Origin of the sequence: Geodermatophilus nigrescens, from assembly GCF_900129495.1 — a bacterium.
Taxonomy (GTDB): domain Bacteria; phylum Actinomycetota; class Actinomycetes; order Mycobacteriales; family Geodermatophilaceae; genus Geodermatophilus; species Geodermatophilus nigrescens.
Window position 1 is genome coordinate 176,635 of sequence record NZ_FQVX01000001.1, and the last position, 22,988, is coordinate 199,622.

The window sequence follows — 22,988 nt, forward strand, 5'->3', positions numbered from 1 at the left end:
GCCACGGTGCCCGGTCTGGGTGCCTCGTTCGGACGTGGCGGTGCCACGAACTCCCAGGAAGACCTCGCGAACTCCGACTGCATCGTCATCGAGGGTTCCAACATGGCCGAGTGCCACCCGGTGGGTTTCCAGTGGGTGAGCGAGGCCAAGGCGCGCGGCGCGAAGATCATCCACGTCGACCCGCGGTTCACCCGCACCAGCGCGATCGCCGACCTGCACGTGCCGCTGCGCATGGGCACCGACATCGCCTTCCTCGGCGGGCTGATCCGGTACGTCCTCGAGAACGACCTGTACTTCAAGGAGTACGTCGTCGCCTACACCAACGCCGCGGCGCTGGTGAGCGAGGAGTTCGCCGACGCCGAGGACCTCGGCGGCCTGTTCTCCGGCTTCGACCCGGAGAACAACACCTACGACGAGTCCACCTGGCAGTACGAGCCGGAGGAGCCGCCGCACTCGGGCTCCGACGACCCGGCCGGTGCCGCCGAGCAGGACGAGCTCGAGGACCACCCCGAGATCCGCAAGACCGACAAGGCGCAGGCCGCCGGCAGCGGCGGCCCGCCGATCGCCGCCAAGCCGAAGCGCGACGAGACGCTGCAGCACCCGCGGACGGTCTTCCAGGTCCTCAAGCGGCACTTCGCCCGCTACACCCCGGAGATGGTGGCCGAGGTCTGCGGCGTCGAGCCGGAGGCGTTCCTGCAGGTGGCCCGCTGGGTCACCGAGAACAGCGGCCGCGACCGGACGACGGCGTGGGTGTACTCGGTGGGCTGGACGCAGCACAGCGTCGGCGCGCAGTACATCCGCACCTGCTCGATCCTGCAGACGCTGCTGGGCAACATCGGCCGGCCCGGCGGCGGCATCCTGGCCCTGCGCGGCCACGCCAGCATCCAGGGCTCGACCGACGTCCCGACGCTGTACAACCTGCTGCCCGGCTACCTGCCGATGCCGCACGCCAAGCAGCACGAGTCGCTCGACGACTACTGCGCCGACGCCGCCGGCAAGGCCGGGTTCTGGGGCAACAAGCGCGCCTACATGGTCAGCCTGCTCAAGGCCTGGTGGGGCGACGCCGCGACGGCGGAGAACGACTACGCCTTCGACCACATGCCGCGCATCGACGGCGACCACAGCTCCTACCAGCAGATCAAGGACATGATCGAGGGGAAGATCTCCGGCTACTTCCTGGTCGGCGAGAACCCCACGGTCGGCCACCCCAACGGCCGGATGAACCGCTTCGGCCTGGCCAACCTCGACTGGCTGGTCGTCCGCGACCTGCAGCTGATCGAGTCGGCGACCTTCTGGAACGAGTCGCCGGAGATCGAGACCGGCGAGCTCGCCCCCGAGACCATCGCCACCGAGGTCTTCTTCATGCCCGCGGCGTCGCACGCGGAGAAGGAGGGGACCTTCACCCAGACGCAGCGGCTGCTGCAGTGGCGGCACAAGGCCGTCGATCCGCCGGGCGACGCCAAGAGCGACCTGTGGTTCTTCTTCCACCTCGGCCGCATCCTGCGCGAGCGCCTCGCGGGCTCCACCGACCCGCGCGACCGCCCGCTGCTCGACCTCACGTGGGACTACCCGGTGCACGGGCCCGACCAGGAGCCCAGCGCCGAGGACGTGCTGCGCGAGATCAACGGCGTCGGCCCCGACGGCCGCGCGGTCTCCGGGTACCTGGAGCTCAAGGACGACGGGTCGACGTCGTGCGGCTGCTGGATCTACTCCGGCGTCTACGCCGACGAGGTCAACCAGTCCGCGCGGCGCAGGCCCGGCCGCGAGCAGGGCCAGGTCGCCTCCGAGTGGGGCTGGGCGTGGCCGTACAACCGGCGGGTCCTCTACAACCGCGCCTCGGCCGACCCCGACGGGAAGCCGTGGAGCGAGCGCAAGAAGTACGTGTGGTGGGACGAGGAGGCCGGCCGCTGGACCGGCGTCGACACCCCGGACTTCGAGGCGACCAAGCGACCGGACTACGTGCCGCCGGAGGGGGCCCGGGCGCAGGACGCGATCGGCGGCTCCGACCCGTTCATCATGCAGGGGGACGGGAAGGCCTGGCTGTACGCGCCGGCGGGCGTCGTCGACGGTCCGCTGCCGACGCACTACGAGCCGGCGGAGTCCGTCGTCGAGAACGCCCTGTACAAGCAGCAGGCGAACCCGACGATCGAGCACATCAACGGCCCGTGGAACCGGGAGAACCCGTCGCTGAGCCCGGTCTTCCCGTTCCAGGTGACCACCTACCGGCTCACCGAGCACCACACCGCCGGCGGGATGAGCCGCACGCTGCCCTACCTCTCGGAGCTCCAGCCGGAGTTCTTCGTCGAGGTCAGCCCCGAGCTCGCCGCGCTGCGGGGCCTGGTCAACGGCGAGTTCGCGACGCTGGTGAGCACCCGGACGGCGATCGAGGCGAAGGTCCTGGTCACCGAGCGGATGCGGCCGATCCGGCTGCGCAGCGGCCAGGTCGTGCACCAGATCGGGATGCCCTACCACTGGTCCTACAGCGGCATCTCCACCGGCGACTCGGCCAACGACCTGCTCGGGATCGTGCTCGACCCGAACACGCACATCCAGGAGGACAAGGTCAGCACCGCCGACATCCGGCCCGGACGGCGCCCGCGCGGGCCCGAGCTGCTCGAGTTCGTGGAGGGCTACCGGCGCCGCGCCGGGGTCGAGTCCGGCCGCGTGGGCGTCAACGGCCGGGAGCCGGTGGCCGCCGAGGCGGGGGAGGGGTCGCAGCAGTGACGACGATCAGCTCGGCGAGCGCGGCCTTCACGGGCAACGACCCCGAGAACCGGCTCTTCGGGCCGGTCCCGGACGTGACCGGGCAGTCCGGCTACGAGACCGACCACCCGGCGCGGGTCGGCTTCTTCACCGACACCTCGGTGTGCATCGGCTGCAAGGCCTGCGAGGTGGCGTGCAAGGAGTGGAACACCCTGCCGATGGACGACTCGCACGGCGTGCGCGACGTCATCGGGCTGTCCGGGATGTCCTACGACAACACCGGCCAGCTGGGGGCCAACTCCTGGCGGCACGTGGCCTTCATCGAGCAGTCGCGCGCCGTCGACCTGCCCATGCCGACCTTCGGCCGCCCCGGCGACGACCGGCGGGGCAGCGGCCCGTCGGTGGCGGAGGGCGAGAACGACGGCAGCCTCGCCGCGGGGCAGCAGTCGAGCGTGCTCAACGCCGAGGCGCTGAGCGAGTTCGACCCGCAGACCGGGCAGAGCGGCACCGACAAGCAGATCCGGTGGCTCATGAGCTCCGACGTCTGCAAGCACTGCACGCACGCCGGCTGCCTCGACGTGTGCCCCACCGGGGCGCTGTTCCGCACCGAGTTCGGCACCGTCGTCGTCCAGGGCGACATCTGCAACGGCTGCGGCTACTGCGTGCCCGCCTGCCCGTACGGCGTCATCGACCAGCGCAAGGACGACGGCCGGGTCTTCAAGTGCACGATGTGCTACGACCGGCTCACCGACGGGCTGCAGCCGGCCTGCGCCACGGCCTGCCCCACGCAGTCCATCCAGTTCGGCAACCTCGACGAGCTGCAGGCCCGGGCCGACGCACGGCTGGCCACGCTGAAGAGCCAGGGTGTGGAGACGGCGCGGCTCTACGGCCGGGACGAGGACGACGGCGTCGGCGGCGCGGGGGCGTTCTTCCTGCTGCTCGACGAGCCGGAGGTCTACGGGCTGCCGCCGGACCCGGTGGTGACCACCCGCGACCTGCCCTCGATGTGGCGCGCGGCGGCGGCCGGCGCGGCGATGATCGCCGGCGTCGTGATCTCGTCGTTCCTCGGGCGGCGACCGTGACCGAGGGGCTGACCGCGCCGGGCGCCGGCTGGCGGCGGGCCGACGGCCCGGCCGCGGAGGCCCGCGGCAAGCGGCGGCGCAGGGGCGGGCGGCGCGGCGGCGGTGGCGAGGTCGCCATGGTCGACGACGCCACCTTCACGTCGTACTACGGCCGCCCGATCGTCAAGCCGCCGGTGTGGAAGTCGCCCGACGTCCCGCTCTACCTGTTCCTCGGCGGGATGGCGGGGTCGTCGTCGATCCTGGCGGCGGTCGCCGACGTCACCGGCCGGCCGACGCTGACCCGGGTCAGCCGCTACACCGCCGGCGGCGGGGCGCTGGCCTCGGTGGTCTTCCTCATCCACGACCTCGGCCGGCCCGAGCGGTTCCTGCACATGCTGCGGGTGTTCAAGCCGACGTCCCCGCTGTCGGTCGGGTCCTACATCCTCGCGCCGTTCAGCGGAGCGGCCGCGGCGACGGCGGCCGTGGAGCTGCTCGGCTGGTTCCCGCGGCTCAAGCGCTTCGGCGGTGTGGTGTCGGCGCTGTTCGGCGGGCCGCTGGCCACCTACACCGGCGTGCTGCTGGCCAACACCGCGGTGCCCTCGTGGCACGCGGCGCACGACCAGCTGCCGTACGTCTTCGGTGGCTCGGCGATGGCGGCCGGCGGCGGCGTGACGATGGTCTTCACGCCGGTGGCCGAGGCGGCGCCGTCGCGGCGCACCGCGGTGGCGGGCGCCGCGATCGAGCTCGCGGTCATGCACCGGGTGGAGCACGACCACGGGATCGTCAGCGAGCCCTACCTCGAGGGGCGGCCCGGCGCGCTGCTGCGCGCGGCCAAGGCGTGCACCGCGGCCGGTGCGGCGCTGACCGTCGTCGCCGGGCGCCGGCGGGCCGGGGCCGTGGTGGCCGGGGTGCTGCTGGCGGCCGGCTCGCTGCTCACCCGGTTCGGCGTGTTCGAGGCCGGGCTGGTGAGCGCCAAGGACCCGAAGTACACCGTGGTGCCGCAGCGCGAGCGGCTGGCGGCCAAGGAGGCCGCGAAGCTGGACGGGCACGCCTCGACGATCACCCGGTGACCGCCTGGGTGGGCCTCAGCGGCGCTGATGGCCCCTCAGGTGGTCGGCGAAGGTGCGCGGCGGGCGGCCGAGCAGCGCGGTGAGCACCCGCGGGCTGCCGGTGAACCCGTGCGCCCGGTACTCGGCGAACATCGCGCGCAGGCAGCGGCGGGCGTAGCTGCCGTCGTCGGCCGGTGGGGCGGCGTCGACGGCGATGACCCCGCGGCCGAGGTGCGCGCCCGCCAGCCGGGCCAGGTCCGGCGCGGTGAGCTCCTCGGGACCGGCCGCCTCGAAGGTGCCGCTGTCCAGGCCGTCCCCGGTGAGCAGCACGGCGGCGGCCTCGGCGACGTCGCGCAGGTCGACCAGCGACTGCGCGCGCTCCAGGCCCCAGGCGCTGCGCAGCTCGCCCGACCGCGCGGCCGCGGCGACGGCGTCGTCGAGGTTGTCGGCGTAGGCGCACGGCTGCAGCACCCGCCAGCGGGCGCCGGTGCCGGCGACGACGGCGTCGAGCGCCTCCTCCACCCGGTCCTTGGCGGCGTGGTGGGGCATCGACCGCGCCTGCGGGCGCAGTACCGAGTGGTAGACCAGCCGTCGCACGCCCGACCGGGCCGCCGCGCGCAGCACCGCGGGGGCGCCGCCGGCCTCGGCCGGGTCGAAGTTCGGCCAGATCAGGTACAGCGCGTCGGCGCCGGCGAGCGCGGCGGACGGGTCGCCGGTGAGGTCGGCGGCGACCACCTCGGCGCCCAGGGCCTCCAGCTCCGGCCGGGGCCGCGGGGACGCGACGACGGCGCGCACCTGCTCGCCGCGGTCCCGCAGCGCCCGGACGACGGCGGTCCCGGTGGCCCCGCCCGCGGCGGTCACGACGATCACGCGCCCGACCCTAGAGCGGGCCGGAGCGGGCCGGGACGGGCTCAGGCGGGTGTGGCCGGGTCCGGCGGGACGGCGGCGGGCACGTCGACCGGTCCGGCGGCGGCCGGGCGCGGGCTGTCCTGCGGGTGCAGGCGCACGGCGACCAGCGCGACGTCGTCGTCGGGGTGGTCGTCGACCATGTGCTCGACCAGCAGGTCGCAGGTCTCCTGCAGCGGCCGTCCGGAGAGGGCGGCCAGCGTCTCGACGAGCCGGGCGGTGCCGCTGTCGAGGTCGCCGTCGCGGCGCTCGACGAGACCGTCGGTGTAGAGCAGCACGGTGTCGCCACGGCGGAGCTCGAGGACCGACTCACGCCGCTGCCGGGTGGGGTCGACGCCGAGCAGCAGGTCGGCGCGCTCGGGCGCCAGCACGCTCACGCGGCCGTCGGCGTGCAGCACCAGCGGCGGCGGGTGGCCGGCGTTGGCCCAGCGCAGCCGGGTGACGCCGCGCGCGATCTCCTCCGGCGTCTGCTCGAGGCGCGCGACGGCGGCGGTGACGAGGGTGCCCAGCCGCAGCAGGTCCATGGCGCGGTCGAGGTCGGCGAGGACGGCGGCGGGGCCGGCGCCGGTGCCGAGGGCGACCCCGCGCAGCAGGCTGCGCAGCTGGCCCATCGTGGCGGCCGCGGCGGTGTCGTGGCCGGCGACGTCGCCGATGACCAGCGTCGTCGCCCCCTCGGCGGTGAGGAAGGCGTCGTACCAGTCGCCGCCGACCGCCGCGGCCTCGGCGGCGGGGTGGTACCGCACGACGATCTCGGCGTGGTCGGGCTCCGGCGGGGCGGTGAGCATCGAGTGCTGCAGCTCCAGCGCGAGGCGCCGCTGCGTGCCGTACAGGCGGGCGTTGTCGAGGGCCATCCCCACCCGGTCGGCGACGTCGCGCAGGGTGGCGACCTCCTCCGCCGTCGGCGCGCGCCCGTCGGTGTAGAGCAGGGAGAGCAGGCCGAGCGTGTGCCCGCGGCCGCGCAGGGGGAGGGCCACGGCGGCGCTGGGGGCGAGGGCCGTGAGGAGGTCGCGCGGCCGGCCTGGCGGGGTGGTGGCCAGCGACTGCGCGCCGGTCAGCTGCAGGACCTCACCGGTGGCGAGGGTGCGGGTCACGGCGGGGATGGCGGCGAGCGCCGCGGCCCGGGCGGCGGCGTAGTCCTGGAGCAGCTCGCGGGCGGCGGGGTCGGCGTGCCAGGAACTGACGCCCTGGGGGCGGCCGTGCTGGTCGAGGACGCTGACGATGCAGGCGTCGGCGAGGGCGGGGACCACCAGCCGCGGCACCTGCCCCGTGGCGACCTCGGCGTCGAGGGAGTCGGCCAGCTCGGTGCTGATCCGGGCGACGGTCGCCACCCGCTCGGCGCTGCGGCGCAGCTGCTCCTGGACGCGCAGCCGCTCGGTGACGTCGAGGAAGTACACCGACAGGCCCTCGGGGGTCGGCCAGGCGCGGACCTCGTACCAGCCGTCGAGCGGCGGAGGGTAGTAGGCGTCGAAGGAGACCGGCTCGCCGGTCTCGACCGCGCGCCGGTAGCCGGTCTCGAACTCCGAGCCCACCGTGGCCGGGAACGCGTCCCAGATGACCGTGCCGAGGAGCCGCTCCCGGCTGACGCCGAGCAGCCGCTCGCCCTCGGCGTTGACCTGTGCGAAGCGCCAGTCCGGGGTGAGGGAGTAGAAGCCGGCCGGCATCGCCTCGAGGACGCGGGTCACCGCCAGCTCGGTGCCGCGCTGATCCGTGACGTCGGTGGCGGCACCCAGCAGGCGGGTGGACCGCCCCCGCGTGTCGGTGAGGGTGCGGCCGCGGGCGGAGATCCAGCGGAGGACGCCGCCGGGCAGCACGATGCGGTACACGGAGGCGAAGTCGCTGCCGGTGTCGAGCGCGTGCTGCAGCCCGGCGAGGACGTCGTCGCGGTCCTCGGGGTGGACGCGGGCGGCGAAGCTCGCCAGGGTCCGGTCGAAGCCGGTGTCGGTGTAACCGAAGAGCTCGACCAGGCGGTCGTCCCAGTCGAGGGTGCCGGTGACCGGGTCCCAGTCCCAGGTGCCGATGCCGGCGGCGTCCATCGCCAGCTCGTTGCGCAGGGCGGCGGCGATCTCGTCGACGTGCTGCTGTGCGGGGTGCCGTGCGGCCCCGGTCGGGGCGTCGACCGGGCCTGGCTGTCCTGCGTCCCTCACGGCGCCTCTCCTGGTCCCGGCCCGTGCCGGGTCCCGCGTGACCACACCCGGGTGCTCGAGGAGGTCGAGACACAGGTGTACCGGAACGGTCGGTTGCGTGCAATCCATCCCGTCGGAGGTCACACTCTGACCCGTCCGCCGTGCGACGTCCACTCACGCTCGGTAGCTTTCGTATACCGGAGGGTGACCAGGGGGAGTCGCCCTCCGACCGGGGGGAGCGATGCCGTGGTGGACGTGGGTGCTCGTCGGCTGGCTCGCCGTGGCCGTCGTGGTGGGCATGGTCCTCGGGCCGGCGCTAGGGGCGGCTGACCGGTCCGGCCGCCGTACGGGTCCGGCGGGCGAGGAGGCCCCGCCGGACGAGGAGGACCCGCCCGCGGAGGAGCGGCGCGCCGGGTGACCGGCGGCCGTCCGCGAGGGGGACGCTGGGGTGGGCGGTCAGCGAGCCGCTCGCGGGCAGCGGTGCAGGTGTCAGGACGTCACCACGGGGGTCGGAGTCCGGCTGGGGGAACAGCAGTGCCGTGGTGGGCGTGGGTGCTCGTCGCCTGGGTCGTGCTCGCCGTGGTGGCGGCGCTCGTGCTGGGTGCGGCCATCCGGAACGCGGACCGGCACGAGGCCACCGACGACGAGCCCGGCGGGCCGTCGGACGAGGAGGTCGACGGGCCCCGCTGACGTGCCGGCCGGGCCGGTCCGCGCCGTCGGGGGCGTCGCCCGGGGTCAGCGCACGCCGCGGTAGCGGACGACGGTGCCGGCGCCGCACGAGCGCGCGGTGTTCAGGCTGAGCGTGGCGCGGCGCAGCACCTCACCGGCGGTGACGCCGTCCTCGAGCACCGCGATGCCGGCGCCCGCGCCCAGGCCGGAGGACCCCAGGGCGGCGACGCCGGCCGTGAGGCGGGCGGCCACCGCGTCGGCGTCGTCGGCCGAGCCGTCGAGCAGGACGGCGAACTCCGCGGGACCGGAGCGGCCGAGCCAGTCGTCGCCGCGCAGGGTGCGCGCCACGAGCGCCGTCGTCGCGTCGAGGACGCCCGGCGACGTGGGCCAGGTGTCGTCGCGGCGGAGCAGGCCGAGGACCACCAGCGCGCGCGGCCGGCGTGCCGGGCGGGCGACGCGGCGCTCGAGCTCGGCGCGGACGCCGGCCGGGCCGGGGAGCAGCCCGGCGGAGCCGAGCTCGAGGGCGGGCAGGCCGTCTTCTAGCGGAGCGAAAGTGTCGTGGGCGATCGGGTCGTGCGCGATGGTCATGGCGGTCAGAACGGCCGCCGGTACCCGTCCCGACAGCCGGGCACCCGCCGTCCCACCCCGAGGGGTGAGACCGGGTCAGTCGGTCGGCCCGAACACCCGGACGCAGCCGCCGTACGTCTCGTCGTCGAGCCGGCCGCCGCAGGTGGAGCCGTAGGTCTCGTAGGGGTCGCCGACCGGGGTCTGCGCGTAGAGGTCGTCGCAGGCCGCCATCTCGCCGCCGTAGCAGTCGCCGGCCGCATCCGCGAAATGCCCGTCGAAGTCCTGACCGCCGGGCGCGGGCGGGGCCACCGGCTCGCCGCTGCCGGAGTACGTGCCGCCCACGTCGTCGGTGAAGACGGCGTCCGTGCCGGTGATCGCGAGGACCACCGTCGCCGTCGCGGCCAGGGCGGCGACCGGCCCGAGCAGCGCGGCGACCGTCCCGGTGCGGACGGGGTCGCGGCCCGTCCGGGACCAGGCGCGGACCTCGGCCCGGCTGACGAGCACGAGCCGGACGACGGGCAGGGCGAGCAGGGCGACGGCGGCGAGCAGCACCAGGGCGTCGCCGGAGGAGGAGGCGCCGGCGCGGACCAGGCCGGCCAGGGCGACGACGGACGCGAGGCCGGAGACGCCCGCCTCGACCGCGGCGGTGACCAGCAGCAGCGTGCGGCCGGCGCCGCGGAGGAGGGACAGGCCGCCCAGCAGGTCGAGGCCGGCCAGCGTGCAGGCGCCGATGGCTAACAGGGCGGGCAGGCCAACGTCGGCGCTGCGCCCGAGGCCCGCGACGTCGACGACGACCACGAGGACGAGCAGCAGGAGCACCGCGGCCTGCGCGAGGGCGAGGACGGCGGCGGCGACGGCGGTCGCCGGCCGGGGCGGTGGTCCGTAGCGCTCACCCGTCACGCGCGCCCCCCGTCCCGTCGTCCGGCCGCCCGGCACGGTCCGTCCGGCAGCCAGCGTGCCACCCGGGCGGGTACCGCCGCGGCACGGTTCCGGCACGACGTCCTCTCCGCGACTACCGTGGCGCGGATGCTCCGCTGGACGTGTGCCGCCGTCGCGGGGGCGGTCCTGTCCGGGTTCGCCTTCCTGCTGGTCACCGGCAACTACATCAACGACGGGCCGGTCCTGGTCCGCCTGTCGGTGACGCACGGGCTGCACCTGGGCGACCTGTTCATCGGCGCCGGCTGGCTGGTCGCGATGCTCATGCTGCTCGTGCTGGCCCGCACGGACCGGCGCCCGGTCAGCCGAGGAGACCGGACTCCGCTTTCGCGGTGAGCGCGGTGCGGACAGCGGCGTCGACGACCTCGCTGAAGGCCGGGTCCGCCTCGGCGCGGGCGAGGACGGCGTCGAGCATCTCGGGGTAGACCGCCGGGTCGACGGTGAGCACCAGCGTGCCGCCGGCCTCCAGGAAGCGGACGGCGCGGTCGCCGGGCGGCGTGTCCTGGAAGGCGGCGGCCGCGCCGACGTCGTCGCTGATCACCACGCCGTCGAAGCGCAGGAAGCCGCGCAGCAGCGTGGTGATGACCTGACGCGAGAACGTCGCCGGCGCGGCGGGGTCCAGCCGTGGGTAGATCGCCGACGACACCATCACGAACGGATCGGCGTCGGAGCGGGCGAGCTCGCCGAAGGCGGCCACCTGCTCGCTGGAGGCGGTGGTGACCTCGTCGGTGACGCCGGGGACCTCGTCGGTGTTCTCGTCGACCAGCCCGAGGCCGGGGAAGTGCTTGACGGTCGCGGTCACGCCGTGGGCGGCCAGCCCGTCGACAACGGCCCGCACGTCGGGGACGACGTCGGCAGGGGTGCTGCCGTACTGCCGGCCGAATGCGCCGATCGGGTCGTTGTCCGCCTCCGTGCCCGCCGGGACGACGTCGGCCACGGGCGCGAGGTCGAGGGTGATGCCAGCCGAGGCCAGGTCGGCGCCCAGGCCGTCGGCGAGCGCGGCGAGCTGGTCGGGCGGCAGCTGTCCCTGGTCGACCGCGGCCGGCAGCCGCTCGAAGCCGGGCCCCTGCAGGCTCTGCACCGCCCCGCCCTCCTGGTCGGCGGCGGTCCACGGGCGCGGCCCGGGGGCGGAGTCGACCCACCGGCCGGTGACGGCGGCGATCTCCTCGGCCGGGGCCTGCGAGCGCCCGGCGAGGAAGACCCCGCCGACGCCGTCGGCGACCAGGACGTCGCCGGGGGAGAGGTCCTCGAGCCGGACCCCGACGACGAACAGCTGCGCCACCTGGGCGCGACGGTCGAGGCCGGCGAGGGCGGCGTCGACCTGCTCCTCCACCGGGTCGGCGGGCGACGGGGAGGCCTCGGCGCTCGTCGTCGCGGGGGAGCTGCTGCTGCTCGTGGCGGTGCCCTCGGTCTCCGGCTCCTGCTGCGGATCCCCCGACCCCGAGCAGGCGGTCAGGGCGAGGGCGAGCAGCGCGCAGGTGACGGCCGGGCGGATCCGGGCGGGCGGGCGCATCGCTGTCCTCCGGGCGCGGGCGGGCGGTCGCCCCAGTCTGCCTCGCGGACGTGGGGAACGATGGGACCGTGCGGGGGACGTGGGTGCGGGCCGGCGTGCTCGTCGCCCTCCTCGCGGCGGCCGGCGTCGTCGCGCTCACCGTGGACCTGCCCGACGTCGCCACGGTGCGTGGCTGGGTGGACCGCTCCGGTGCGCTTGGGCTCGTCCTCCTGACGCTCGGGGTGGGCGCCGCGCTGCTCGCGCCGGTGCCGCGGACGGCGTTGTCGCTGCTGCTGGGCGTCGTCCTGGGCTTCTGGGGCGGCTTCGCGGCGGCCGTGGTGGGCGGCACGCTCGGCGGGCTGGGCGCCTTCGGGCTCGCCCGGTGGCTCGGCCGCGACGCGGTGACGAAGCTGGCCGGACGGCGGCTGGCGGAGGTGGACCGGCGGCTGGTCGGGCACGGCTTCGGACCGATGCTGCTGGTGCGGATCTCGCCGATCCCGTTCATGCCGGTCAGCTACGCGGCGGGGCTCACCGCGATGCGGCTGGCCCCGTACACCGCGGCGACGGTGCTCGGCATCGTGCCGGGCTCGGCGCTGCAGGTGGCCGTGGGCGCCTCGGTGGGAGGGCTGCCGGAGTGGGTGACCTCACCCGGCGGCCTGGTGGTCGAGGGTGCGCTGGTGCTGTCGGTCGTCGTCGGCGCCGTCCTGTGGTGGCGGCGGAGCCGGTCGCACAGCGGGAGCCGCTGAGACCGTCCCGTCCCGCGGATCCGACGGTTACCCTCCCCGCGCCAGGACGCGGCAGTTCCGTAGCGGGACGGCGAGGGCGGGGGTGGTCAGGGTGACGCAGCAGGACCTCCCGCGGGGCGCTGCCGCGGGCCGGGAGCCGGCGCCTCCGACCGTCGTCCCGCCACCCCGGTCGGTGACGGCGCCGTTGCCGGCCGGTACCTGGGGCCGGCCGGAGGCCCAGGGGCCGCCGCCGGGACCGCTGCCGGTGCCCGTGGGGCCGTCGCCACGCAGCGGCACGGGCCGCGGCGTGGTGATCGGGGTCGTCGTGACGCTCCTGCTCGTGGCGGGCGGGGTGGGGGCGTGGTTCGGCGTCGTCGAGCAGGAGCCGGCCACCCCCGCCGCCGCACAGCCGTCCTCCGCGGACGCCGTGACGGGCAAGGACCTCGGCGAGGAGCCCGCCCCGTCCCCGGTCTCCACCCCGCCGCAGCCGGCGCTGACGGAGGCCGAGGCGCTGGCCGAGCTCGAGGCGTTGAGCGCGGAGTCGCTGGCGGCCCTGGACCTCGACGGCCGTTGGGTGGCGCAGGTGGCGTCGAAGGACGTCGGCATCGTCGACCCGCTGCAGACCACGGCGAGCGGCAATCACCAGTTCTTCGCCGTCGACATCCTGGCCGAGAGCAGGGCGGCGCTGGCGCTGGCACCCGCGTCGCAGGTGCACGTCCTGAGCAGCCTGGACTTCGGCCAGCGCTCGCACGCTCCGGACGGTGACCCGTACTGGACCACCTTCGTCGACGGTGGCTTCGCCGACGTCGAGGCCGTCCGCGCCTGGTGCACCGGCGCGTTCCCCGAGCTCACCGGCGAGGCGCTCGCCAACGCCTGCGTGGCCCGGAGGCTCGACCCGCCCCACGACTGACCACGGAGGCGACCGCCACTGCGGAGGCAGAGGCGGTCTGCTGGCGTCGCACGGCGGACCCGCTCGCGCAAGGCCGGGAAGTCGCGGCGGCCCTGTTCGCGAGGTCATCCGAGGTCACAGCGCTGGTCGGGACGTGTGGGGAGGTTCCATGTCGTCAGTTCGGGGCATGGATGACGTCCGAATGGCAGGAGTCGTCCGACGCGTGAGGTGAAATCAGGCAGACAGCGCGATTGGTCGCTGAAGCACGCGCACGTGCGACTCGACGACGAGTGAATGGCCGGAACGGGGACCTAGTGGCCGATGATTCGACTGAACCTGTCCTGCAGGAGCTGCGCTGGGCTGGCGCTCTCGCCGATGAGCTGCTCGGACGCCTCGAGCGAGGTGTCGGCGCTGTGGTCACCTGGTACAACCATGCGTCACTGAGCCGGTCAATGGCTGCCGGTGTCCGTGTGGAGCGCTTCACCCACGTCGGCATCGACGGGTTGCTGCTGAGGACCCTGGCTGTCCCGGACGCCCCACGGACCAGCGCCGACCTCCTCCTCCCGATCCTGTTCGCTCATGCGCCCCGCGGTTCACGGGTGGCGTTGATCGGCTCGACACCCGCCAACGTCCGTTCTGCTGCGGTGGAGATCTCCGACATGCCGTCACGGCCCCGGGTGGTCCTCGTGCAGGACGGTTACGAGGGCCTTCCCGAGCCGCGCGACATGGCAGCGCGTCTCCACGAGGAACGGGTGGACATCGTCGTCGTGGGGCTCGGGGCGCCCCTCCAGGACACCTACGTGCTCGGGTTGCGGGAGTTCGGGCCCAGATCGGCCCTCATGCTCACGTGTGGCGGGTGGATCGACCAGGTGTCGCACCCGAGCTACTACCCCGACTTCGCCTACAGGCTCCGGATCAACTGGCTCATCCGCGTCATGCGAGAGCCGCGCCGGCTCTGGAGGAGATACACGCACGAAGCGCTGGACGCGCTCCGTCAGCGTTCATCGCTGCGCGGCTTCCTGTGCGGTCCCGGTCGAGTGCCTGTCGACACGATGAACGCCGCCTGCGGCGTGACGTCCGACGGCTCGTGTGCGTCCGTCCCTTCCGAGGCGGACGCCATCTCCCCGCCAGGCGGCGAGGCCCGTGTCGACGACGGCGCCGCACGACGGTGAGTGCGGCGTCCGGCTCGTCCACCGAGGGCCTGGTCGTCTCACCCCGGAGCGACGTGGCGATCGGTGTGGTCACGTACAAGCGGCCGCGGGGTCTCGCCACCCTGCTCGAGCACCTGGGAGCCCAGGTGCAGACCCTGCCCGACGGGACCCGTGCGTCGGTCGTCGTGGTGGACAACTCCCCCGGCTTGGAGGCGCGGGCCGTCGTCGAGGCCTTCCGGATCGACCATGGCCTGCCGGTCAGCTACATCCCACACGGAGGCGTCAACATCGCTGAGGGGCGGAACGAGCTCCTTCAGCGGATGCTCCCGGAGGCTCCGGTGCTCGCCTTCATCGACGATGACGAGGTCCCGCGGCAGGGCTGGCTGGCCGCTCTCGTCGCAGCTCTACAGCGGCATGGTGCCGACATCGTGGTCGGGCCGGTCTGGGCGGATTACCCGGACGGTGCACCTGCCTGGTTGCAGCGACCGCTCTTCCACTCGGTCCCGGGGGAGCAGCCAGCCGGATGGACCTCGGAAGGGTGGACCGGCAACTACGCACTGCGTGCGGAGCTCGTCCGTCGGCACGCCTTGCGTTTCGACGAGTCACTCGGCAGGTCCGGCGGCGAGGACCAGTTGTTCTTCCGCCAGGCCATCGCCTGCGGCGCACGCATGTACTACGAGCCGTCCGCGGCCGCGGACGAGACGGTGCCGCCGGAGCGTCTGGCGGTGCGATATCTCCTCCGTCGCGAACACAGGAAGGGCATCACGCTCGGTCTCCTCGACCGGTCGCGCCCTGGGTGGCCTGCCGGACGTCCCCTCAGAAGAGCTCTGCAAGCCGCCTACTGGACGGCCGGAGGGCTCCTCGTCGCGGCACGCGGTGCCGCGTCCGGTGAAAAGGGGATCGCCGTGGGTGGGCTGATGCGCGCCGTTCGCGGTGTGGGGATGGTGGCAGGTCTGCTCGGGCGGAACGTCGTCATCTACGGCGGAGGCGACGCCCGGCCGACCAGCACTCCAACTGTGGCCTTCGTGGCCTCCGAGGGACCGGATCACCAGCAGGCGGGACACTCCCGTTACCTGGAGGGCTTCCTCTCGCACTTCAGGTCCAGGGGCTTCCGTGTCGTCGTGCTGGTGACCACTCACCAGCTGGGTTTCCTGGTGCGGAGGTCCTCGGGGACGGGCCTCCACTACCGGGCGCCCGGGCTGGCGCACCTCGGCGACTGGGAGGTGGTGGTGTCACCGACCGCTGTCGCTGCACATCTCGCATGGTGGGGGTTCCGGCGGCTGCCTCGCTGGATGCAGCAGCGGATCGACGCCGCGCGGTCTCGCCGACGCCGACGCGCCGGCGTCGACCACGTACTGGGTGCCTGGCAGTCTCCTGCCACCGAGCGTTGGGTCGCCGACCACCTGGTTGACGTCTCGCCGGGAGTCGTCCTCTACAACACCATCTTCGCGGTGCCGAGGTCTTTCATCCGGTCCCAGCCTGACGGAGTCCATGTCGTGATCTGTCACGACGTCGTCTCCGAGCGGGCCGACAGCATGAGGACGTCAGGACACCTCGTGGCGCCGGCGGACTTCTCCGCCGCCGACGAGGCGAGGAGCCTCGCGGACTTCGACACCGTGGTCGCGATCCAGTGGGACGACGCTCGGAGTCTCGCAGCGCTCGCTCCGCACGCGCAGGTCGTCGTGGTCCCGGTCAGCATGAGAGCTCACGTCACCGATGCGGACGCGCGTGTCCCTGGGCGATGCCTGTTCGTGGGCAGCGGCTCCCTCCACAACGTGGAGGCCATCCGTTGGTTCCTCGACCACTGCTGGCCTGGCATCCGCCAGCGGATGCCGGAGGCGGAGCTGCACGTCGTCGGCACCGTCTGCGCTCGGCTCGGCGACGTCCCGCAGGGGGTGGTCCTCCGTGGCGAGGTCGCCGATCTGGTGGCGGAGTACCGCGACGCATCCGTCGTCCTGGCCCCTCTGCGGTCCGGTAGCGGGCTCAAGGTGAAGGTCGTCGAGGCCATCTGTCACGGCGTCGCGAGTGTCGTGACCTCGGTGGGTGCGCAGGGTCTCGGTGGCCTCCACCCTCGACCGTTCATCGAGGCGGACGAGCCCACCGCCTTCGTCGATGCCGTAGCGGACCTGCTGGGCGACTCGACCGCTCGGATGGTGCTCGAGGAGGCCGCACGGGAGGTCGCGCGCCTCTTCGATCCCGCGCAGGCCTACCAGGCGCTGGATCACGCGCTGGCCGCGGCCGGCGTCGGGGACCTGCCGCTCACCGGCCCCCACGGGATGCCTGAGTTCGCTGGGCGGACGAGCGGAGGGGAGGGCCGTTGACCGAGCGGCAGAACGGCACCCACGGTCCGCACACACGTGAGTCCAGGGTGGCGACCTCCGACCTCGGTGTGGAGGGCGGATCGGTCGCGGCTGCGCGGCCACCGGCGGCCGTCGGCGTGGACGTGCCTGCCGAGGCCCGCTCCGGGGATCCGGCGCCCGTGCGGTCGCGCTTGGACTCGCTCACGGGCCTGCGCTTCTTCGCCGCACTGGCGGTCTTCGCACTGCACTCACTGAGCTTCGGCCAGCACACCTGGGCGATCGCCGTCTTCACGGCCGGGACCACGGGCGTCTCGTTCTTCTTCATCGTCAGCGGCTTCGTGATGAGCTGGACCGCGCGCCCAGGCGACACGGCCCGCGCCTTCTACCAGCGGCGTTTCGCGAGGATCTATCCAGCCTATGCGGTCGCGTGGGCTCTCTCGATCGCCTTCATCGTCGTCGACGGCCGGCGTCCCGCCGCGGTGGATCTGCTGCCACTCACACTGATCCAGTCATGGGTGCCGAGCGAGGCCGTCTACTGGGCCGCCAATGCGGTGTTCTGGACGCTGTCGTGCGAGGCGTTCTTCTACCTGGTCTTCCCGGTCCTGCACCGGTTCGTCGCGAGGTGGCGCAGCAGCCGGCTGGCCATCGCGCTGGCCGTCGCGCTCCTGACCATCGAGGTCGTCGCGGTCATCGGCTTCCTCGTCGGCGACGGACCGATCTCCCGGTGGTTCGTCACGGTCTTCCCCGTGACCCGGCTCCTCGAGTTCTTCGTCGGCATGCTGCTCGGGACGCTCGCCGTTCGTGGCGTCCGGTGGCGCCCTCCGGCTCCTGCGGTGCTCGCTCTCGTCGCCGTCGCGTTCCTCGCGGCCAACCACGTTCCACAGAGCTTCCGCGACGTCGCGGTGACGGCGGTGCCGTTCGCCCTCCTCGTGTGGACGGCGGCCCAGTGGGACATCACCCAACGACGCTCGCTCCTCCGATGGCGACCCGTCGTCTTGCTCGGGGCGTGGTCGTACGCCTTCTACCTGGTACACACCTTGGCGATGAGGGCTGCGTTCGAGGTCCTCGACCGGGCGGGCTGGGAGAAGGAGTCCCTCCAAGGTGGGCCTCTGCTGGTGGCCGTCCTGGGGGCGCTGCTCCTGGCCCTCCTGGCGGCGTACGCCCTGCACCGGGTGGTCGAGGTCCCCATGGAGAGGCTCCTCCGTCCCAGAGCGGCGGCCCGGAGGTGACGGTCGGACCCATGGGCCTCATCACCAGGTCGGAGGCCTCGCCGATAGCCCTCCGTCCGGACGCCCTTCCGCCGGCGCTCTCCGGGCGCGCGCGGCGGGTACGCGGCGCCGGGGAACAGGGCTGGCCCGACCCTGGTGCACCTGGTGATCCGGCCCGCACCGGTCGCCGACGTCCCGTCAACAGCCCCTGTCATCCGATGGATAGGTGAGTCGTGGAATTCCACCTCCTCCAGCGCGCGATCAGGGGTTCGGCTTCGTGGCTGACCCTGGCCGTGGTGATCGGGGCACTTCTCGGGCTCGGCGCCTGGTACGTGCTGCCGTCGGCATACCAGGCGTCCTCCGTCCTGGTCATGGACAGCACCGCCGTCACGGTGCCTGGACAGCAACCGTTCTCCGGCGATCCCGAGCGTTACGTCACGAGCGAGATGGAGTTGCTCCGTGGTCGGGACATAGCCGACGAGGCGGGCGCCCGGGTCACCCCTCCGTTGACGGGAGAGGACGTGCTGCAGGCGATCAGCCTGTCCCACGTCACGGGGACCGACGTGGTGACGGTCTCGGCCCGGGCTGGGAGCGCGTCGGAGGCCGAAGCTGTCGCGCAGGCCGTCACGGCCACGTACGTCGAGCGGCGCCAGGCCGCGTCCCAGGCCGCGGTCCAGGCGCAACGGCAGCCTCTCGAGGATCGCGCCCGTGCACTGGAGTCCCGGTTGAGTTCCGAGGACCTCTCTCCGGCCTTGGCCAGCGCGTTGAGCGTGCAGGCGGCACAGGTCGCCGAGGACCTGGCACGGCTGGCGGACCCAGGGGCCGTCAGGGACGGGACACGAGTCATCGAGGGCGCGGGTGGTGCTGTCCTCTCTCGAGCCGTCGGTCTCCTCCCCGCGGTGCTCGCCGGGGCGGGCCTGGCGGCCCTCCTCGCGCTCGTCGGTGCCGTGCTCCGGGAGTCACGTCGTCCGCACGTCACGGATGCGGATCAGGTCTCACTCATCACCGGTCGCCCCGTCGCGGCGGTGTTCCCGCGTGTGCGGCGAGCTGACCTCAGGAAGGGGAGGTCGCTCCTGCGCCGCGTCGACGAGCCGGCGCGGCGGCTGGCGGCCCGTCTGGCGCCAGCCGGGTCCGAGGCGCGGCCCGTCGTCATCGCGGTCTCCTCCGCTGCCACGACTGCTGCGGTCAGTTCGACCGTCTGGGCGCTGCTGGCGCTCAGCCTCGCGCGAGACGGCCTCCGGGTCCTCGCCGTGACACTCGAGTCACGTCCCGAGGCGCTGGCGCTGCTCGGCGGGACGCCGACAGGGGACGCGCCGACGAGGCATGCGAGCGGTCGCAGCGAGTCGGTCGGGAACGCAAGCGCCGATCAGTCCGTCGATGCCTCGGCCGGCGATTCGGACTCGGCGGATCAGGTCGGTTCGACAGGATGGGTCTGGTCTCCGGCCGCCGCGCCGGGAGTCATCGTCAGCCGTCGCCCGGACCGACTGAGGCCGACCGCCGAGGACGTCCTGAACGGGCAGCCCGGAGAGTTGGCCGCCTTTGATGCGGTCGTGGTGGACGCTCCGCCCGTGAACCTGTCCGGTCTCGCGCAGTCCCTCGCGCGGACCGCGGACGAGGTCGTCCTCGTGGTCCCCGTCCGTGGGCAGTCCGAGTCGGACCTGCGACTCGCGGTCACGGCCGTCGAGGAAGAGGGCAAGGCAGCGCTGCACGTCGTGGTGGCGCGTCCGTGACCACAGACTTGGACGGGAGGACGTCCAGGCGGACCGAGCGACTGGCAGCGCTCCTCCTCGCCGTGACCTTCGTGTTGGCGCAGTGGTCGGACATCCCGGCCTGTCGCTGGCTCCTCCGTGGCCTGCCGGTCGTCGTCCTGCTGGTCCTGGTCTCCCTCAGCCCACGTGCACGGGCGCGCCTCACGATGCCGTTGCCTCTAGGCTCGTTCCTGCTGTGGGCCTGTGCGTCCGTCATCTGGTCGATCGACGCGCAGAACTCACTCCGTCGACTGACGGAGGCCGTCGCCCTCATCGCCGTCGGGTGGATGGTCGGCCAGACACTGGGACTCGCCGGCAGCCGACGGGTACTTGCGCGCTGCGTGCAGGTCCTCTTGCTCGCGTCCGTCGTCACGCACCTCGTGGCACCCGCGTGGGCCTCCGCTCCGGCGGGCGACGGAGCGCCGGGGTGGCACGGGCCCTTCCCGCACAAGAACGCGTTCGGGTTCTTCTGTGCCCTGGCCGTGGTGACCCTCTACTGCCAGATGCCGGCCGGATGGCGGCGACGGGCATGGCTGGTCCTCGCCCTCTTCCTGCTCGTGATGAGCGAGTCCGCCAGTGCTCTCGCCGCGACGGTGGCAGCCATCGGAGTGCTGACCTGGCAGACCATGCGTACGGAACGTCCGGGGCCTGCTCCCAGGGCGGTCGCGGACGTCATCGCGCTCGCCGTGCTGGTGACCATGGCGGCCGTCGTGGCGCTGCGTCCCCAGGGCGTGCTCGAGGTGCTCGGTCGCGACAGTTCACTCACGGGCCGTCGCGAGATCTGGATCGCCGTCATCCGCCAGATCCACGAGAGGCCGTTGGAGGGATTCGGCTTCGGGGGGGTCTGGGATCCGGCGAGCCCGGTGACGCTGGAGATGTGGCGGGAGGCTCGATTCCAGGCCTTCTACGCGCACAGCGGTTACCTCGATATCCCACTCCAGGTCGGATTGACCGGCTCCGTCCTGCTCGGCGCAGTCCTGGTGTCCGCGGTGGTCAGGGCGAGCCGGTCGCCCCTCCATCGCGACAGTGCCTGGGCGTTCGGGGTAGTCGCCGTCCTCCTCGTCACGGCCATCACGGAGAGCTCTCCGTTCACCGGGGACGGCCTGCTGCTGATCGCGCTCATGGCGTCCGTCCGCGGTCCGGGCATCAGCTCGGTCATGCCTCAAAAGCTGAGCGGGAGCGATGCGCGCGGCCCCTCCGGCCACCACCGTGTCGCGCCCGTTGTTCCGACTCCAGGAGACCCATGGCGCTGATCGTGCCTAAACGGCTCGGGCGGCAGCGACCGACCGGAGGTCGACGGCTCGCTGGTGACACCTTGTGGGCATCAGCGGTCGAGGGGGTCACCATGACCTCGGGCCTGGTCGTGATGTACGTCATCAGTACTCGCCTCGGTCCTGAGGCATACGGCTTCTTCGTCGGTGCGCAGGCACTCGTCGCCACGTTGGGGATGGTGTCCTACGCGGCGGTGGCGCAACTGCTCATGCAGGGCATCGTGCGGGACAGGAGACCCCCTCAGCAGGTCCTGTCCGCGTGTCTCACCCTGTTGGCCGCGGCCGCTGCTGCCGCTTTCGCGGTAGGACTGGCCCTGCAGCCGCTGCTCTTCCCCGGGCTGGCGCTCCAGGTCTTTGTCCTGCTGGCGGTGGCGGAGCTGGTCGGAGCCGGCGTCGTGTCCCTAGGTGCGGCCTACCTCCAGGCCATGGACCGGTACCGGCACTCCGTTCTCGTGCGCCTGGTCCTGCTCGTGCTGCGGACGTCGACCGTGGTGGTGCTGGTCACGGGGGGTCAGGTCTCCCTCATCGCGGTCGCCTGGACCTACTGCGTCCTCGGGCTGCTCGCGGCTGGAACCGTCCTCGGGCAGCTGATGTGGCGGGAGCGGCTGTCCCTCCGGCCGGCCGTGCCCCGTCGTCGGGACGTCGGTGACGGAGCGTCCTTCGCCGGCGCCCTCCTCGCGTTCTCGGTCCACGAGGACGTCGACAAGATCCTGATGGTCCGTCTCACCGATCCGGCGACTGCCGGCCTCTACGGCGCCGCCTATCGCGCCGTCCAGGTCGCCGCAGCTCCGATCAAGGCACTCGTCACGGCGTCCCACCGGCGCTTCCTGCAACACGACGACGATCGCAAGGGAGAGCACGTCCGCCGCTCGTTCCGTTTCACTCTGCTCGGGACTGCCTATGGCCTCACGGCCGGTCTGATCGTCGTCATGGCTGCCCCACTGCTTCCCCTGGTCCTGGGTGAGGACTACGAGGGATCGGTGGACATGGTCCGTGTGCTCGCAGCCCTCGTGGTCCTCCGAGGTCTCGGAGGCTTCGCCTTCAACGGACTCTTGGGCTTCGGCGCACATGGCCACCGACTGGTGGTCATCACCGGGGCGGCGACCACGGCGGCCGTGCTCACCGTCGTGTTGGTCCCCCACCTCTCGTGGCTCGGAGGAGCTCTTGCCACTCTGATGGCCGAGGCCGTCTTCGTCCTCGGTTCCTGGGCTCACCTGGTCAGGCGTCAACATCGTCATGACTCGGCCGTCACCGAGGCGGACAGTGCGGATGGCTCCGTCCTGCACGACGAGCCCGCGCGGTGAGCCCAACGGGTCACGCGGGGCGGTCGTCCCAGCGTCGTATGTAGTCGACCTCCATGGTCCAGCGATCAGGGCTGGACTCCTGGCTCCTCTGTCCCTCGGGGAACCAGGAACCGTCCATCGCGACGTTGAGCCGGATCGACATCCGGACGCCGTCGAAGAACGCGGCGTCGGCACCGGTCAGTTCGCCGACGACGACGCCGTCACGGAGGAAGCGCAGCTGGCCGGGCTGCCAGTCCAGGGCGTACACGTGCCAAGCCGTCGTGTCCGCGTCGACTGAGGCGACATCGATCTGTCCTGTCGCGGTGCGTGCACCGGGTGCCGGGCCGATCCTCCCGTCGACCTTCACCGCCTGGTGCACCGTGACCGTCCACGGCTGCCCGTCGGGGTGGCCGAAGACCTCGAAGAGGTCGATCTCAGCCTGCTCGTGTCCCGGGTTCTGGCCGTCGGCGGCGAAGAACCAGAGAGCCGGCCAACCCCCTTGTACGGGTGCAGCCGTCCGCATGCGGAACTCGTAGTAGCCGTAGCCGAACGTGGCGTCAGGGCGATCTGTGTTCGAGAGGAGGATCCCGCCCGTCCACGGAGGGGCGTAACCAGGGTTCTGTGTGTTCAACTCGGCGATAGACGTGCGCCAGCTGGCCGGCGTCCGCGAAGCGGTGATGGACAGAACGCCGTCGGACACGCTGAACGGGGACCGAGGGCTCCCGGCGACGTCCTGCGCGGGATTGAGGAACCAGGTACCTGGGGTGTCGCCGTCGAAGCCCGCGTAGCCGGCGTCGATCGGCTGCCAGACGTCATTGGCTCGCCAGAAGCCGTTGGGATTCGTGCCAGAGGCGAGGTCGAGAGAGTCGAACTCGTCAGCCCACGTCGGCTGCACCGGCTTAGGTAC

General features: G+C 73.0%; 19 protein-coding genes. 13 read left to right on the plus strand and 6 right to left on the minus strand.

All coding sequences use genetic code 11. From position 1 onward, the window contains the following. Positions 1-6 precede the first annotated feature (6 nt). From fdh to nrfD, 3 genes are read left to right on the plus strand one after another with little or no spacing between them, the layout of a single operon-like run. Positions 7-2,724: a formate dehydrogenase gene (fdh, locus tag BUE37_RS00835; protein ID WP_073417964.1), complete on the plus strand. Its 2,718-nt coding sequence runs from the start codon at positions 7-9 to the stop codon at positions 2,722-2,724. After that, complete coding sequence (locus BUE37_RS00840; protein ID WP_073417966.1) at positions 2,721-3,785, plus strand: 4Fe-4S dicluster domain-containing protein; 1,065 nt, start codon at positions 2,721-2,723, stop codon at positions 3,783-3,785. The genes fdh and BUE37_RS00840 overlap by 4 nt, the downstream gene beginning before the upstream one ends. Then, entirely contained in the window at positions 3,782-4,834 is a 1,053-nt protein-coding gene (gene nrfD / locus BUE37_RS00845) for an NrfD/PsrC family molybdoenzyme membrane anchor subunit (RefSeq protein ID WP_073417968.1), read from the plus strand. The genes BUE37_RS00840 and nrfD overlap by 4 nt, the downstream gene beginning before the upstream one ends. 15 nt (positions 4,835-4,849) lie before the next feature. Here the strand turns inward: nrfD and BUE37_RS00850 are convergent, their stop codons facing one another. Both BUE37_RS00850 and BUE37_RS00855 read right to left on the minus strand, forming a co-directional pair. Then, positions 4,850-5,683 (minus strand): SDR family oxidoreductase, encoded by an 834-nt coding sequence (locus BUE37_RS00850; RefSeq protein ID WP_073417970.1) that lies wholly within the window; start codon positions 5,681-5,683, stop codon positions 4,850-4,852. Between the two features lie 41 nt (positions 5,684-5,724). Further along, on the minus strand, positions 5,725-7,863 hold the full coding sequence (locus tag BUE37_RS00855) for a SpoIIE family protein phosphatase (RefSeq protein ID WP_245794223.1): 2,139 nt from the start codon (positions 7,861-7,863) through the stop codon (positions 5,725-5,727). A gap of 531 nt (positions 7,864-8,394) precedes the next feature. On the opposite strand from BUE37_RS00855, the gene BUE37_RS23560 reads away from it, so the two are divergent. Further along, on the plus strand, positions 8,395-8,532 hold the full coding sequence (locus BUE37_RS23560; RefSeq protein WP_175562753.1) for a hypothetical protein: 138 nt from the start codon (positions 8,395-8,397) through the stop codon (positions 8,530-8,532). 45 nt (positions 8,533-8,577) lie between these two features. Here BUE37_RS23560 and BUE37_RS00860 read toward each other — a convergent pair whose 3' ends face one another. Both BUE37_RS00860 and BUE37_RS00865 read right to left on the minus strand, forming a co-directional pair. After that, a complete protein-coding gene (locus BUE37_RS00860) occupies positions 8,578-9,099 on the minus strand; it encodes a hypothetical protein (protein WP_073417972.1) in 522 nt (173 codons plus the stop codon). A gap of 75 nt (positions 9,100-9,174) precedes the next feature. After that, the gene (locus tag BUE37_RS00865) at positions 9,175-9,978 is read right to left on the minus strand and encodes a hypothetical protein (RefSeq protein WP_073417974.1); all 804 of its coding nucleotides are present in this window, start codon (positions 9,976-9,978) and stop codon (positions 9,175-9,177) included. A 126-nt stretch (positions 9,979-10,104) separates the two neighbouring features. On the opposite strand from BUE37_RS00865, the gene BUE37_RS00870 reads away from it, so the two are divergent. Beyond that, positions 10,105-10,350, plus strand: coding sequence for a hypothetical protein (locus BUE37_RS00870; protein ID WP_139252775.1), 246 nt, complete (start codon positions 10,105-10,107; stop codon positions 10,348-10,350). Here the strand turns inward: BUE37_RS00870 and BUE37_RS00875 are convergent. Next, positions 10,316-11,527 carry a glycoside hydrolase family 3 N-terminal domain-containing protein gene (locus BUE37_RS00875; protein ID WP_073417978.1) on the minus strand — a complete coding sequence of 404 codons (1,212 nt, stop codon included), beginning with the start codon at positions 11,525-11,527 and terminating at the stop codon, positions 10,316-10,318. The genes BUE37_RS00870 and BUE37_RS00875 overlap by 35 nt on opposite strands. A 68-nt stretch (positions 11,528-11,595) precedes the next feature. Here BUE37_RS00875 and BUE37_RS00880 point away from each other — a divergent pair, with 68 nt between their 5' ends. From BUE37_RS00880 to BUE37_RS00915, 8 genes are all read left to right on the plus strand, one after another. After that, positions 11,596-12,252: a TVP38/TMEM64 family protein gene (locus BUE37_RS00880; protein WP_175562762.1), complete on the plus strand. Its 657-nt coding sequence runs from the start codon at positions 11,596-11,598 to the stop codon at positions 12,250-12,252. A 304-nt stretch (positions 12,253-12,556) separates the two neighbouring features. Next, the gene (locus BUE37_RS00885) at positions 12,557-13,141 is read left to right on the plus strand and encodes a hypothetical protein (protein WP_139252776.1); all 585 of its coding nucleotides are present in this window, start codon (positions 12,557-12,559) and stop codon (positions 13,139-13,141) included. Positions 13,142-13,434: 293 nt separating this feature from the next. Continuing rightward, positions 13,435-14,292: a WecB/TagA/CpsF family glycosyltransferase gene (locus BUE37_RS00890; protein ID WP_083628122.1), complete on the plus strand. Its 858-nt coding sequence runs from the start codon at positions 13,435-13,437 to the stop codon at positions 14,290-14,292. Positions 14,293-14,357: 65 nt separating this feature from the next. Next, positions 14,358-16,592, plus strand: a complete 2,235-nt coding sequence (locus BUE37_RS00895; protein ID WP_245794362.1) for a glycosyltransferase — start codon at positions 14,358-14,360, stop codon at positions 16,590-16,592. After that, a complete protein-coding gene (locus BUE37_RS00900; RefSeq protein ID WP_083628126.1) occupies positions 16,589-17,800 on the plus strand; it encodes an acyltransferase family protein in 1,212 nt (403 codons plus the stop codon). Before BUE37_RS00895 ends, BUE37_RS00900 begins: the two co-directional genes overlap by 4 nt. Before the next feature lie 212 nt (positions 17,801-18,012). Beyond that, the gene (locus tag BUE37_RS00905; RefSeq protein WP_073417988.1) at positions 18,013-19,509 is read left to right on the plus strand and encodes a hypothetical protein; all 1,497 of its coding nucleotides are present in this window, start codon (positions 18,013-18,015) and stop codon (positions 19,507-19,509) included. 62 nt (positions 19,510-19,571) lie between these two features. Further along, positions 19,572-20,780, plus strand: a complete 1,209-nt coding sequence (locus BUE37_RS00910) for an O-antigen ligase family protein (RefSeq protein ID WP_139252777.1) — start codon at positions 19,572-19,574, stop codon at positions 20,778-20,780. Continuing rightward, positions 20,771-22,102: a lipopolysaccharide biosynthesis protein gene (locus BUE37_RS00915; RefSeq protein ID WP_073417992.1), complete on the plus strand. Its 1,332-nt coding sequence runs from the start codon at positions 20,771-20,773 to the stop codon at positions 22,100-22,102. The genes BUE37_RS00910 and BUE37_RS00915 overlap by 10 nt, the downstream gene beginning before the upstream one ends. Positions 22,103-22,112: 10 nt before the next feature. Here BUE37_RS00915 and BUE37_RS22985 read toward each other — a convergent pair whose 3' ends face one another. Continuing rightward, positions 22,113-22,976, minus strand: a complete 864-nt coding sequence (locus BUE37_RS22985; RefSeq protein ID WP_073417994.1) for a glycoside hydrolase family 16 protein — start codon at positions 22,974-22,976, stop codon at positions 22,113-22,115. Between the last annotated feature and the right edge of the window lie 12 nt (positions 22,977-22,988).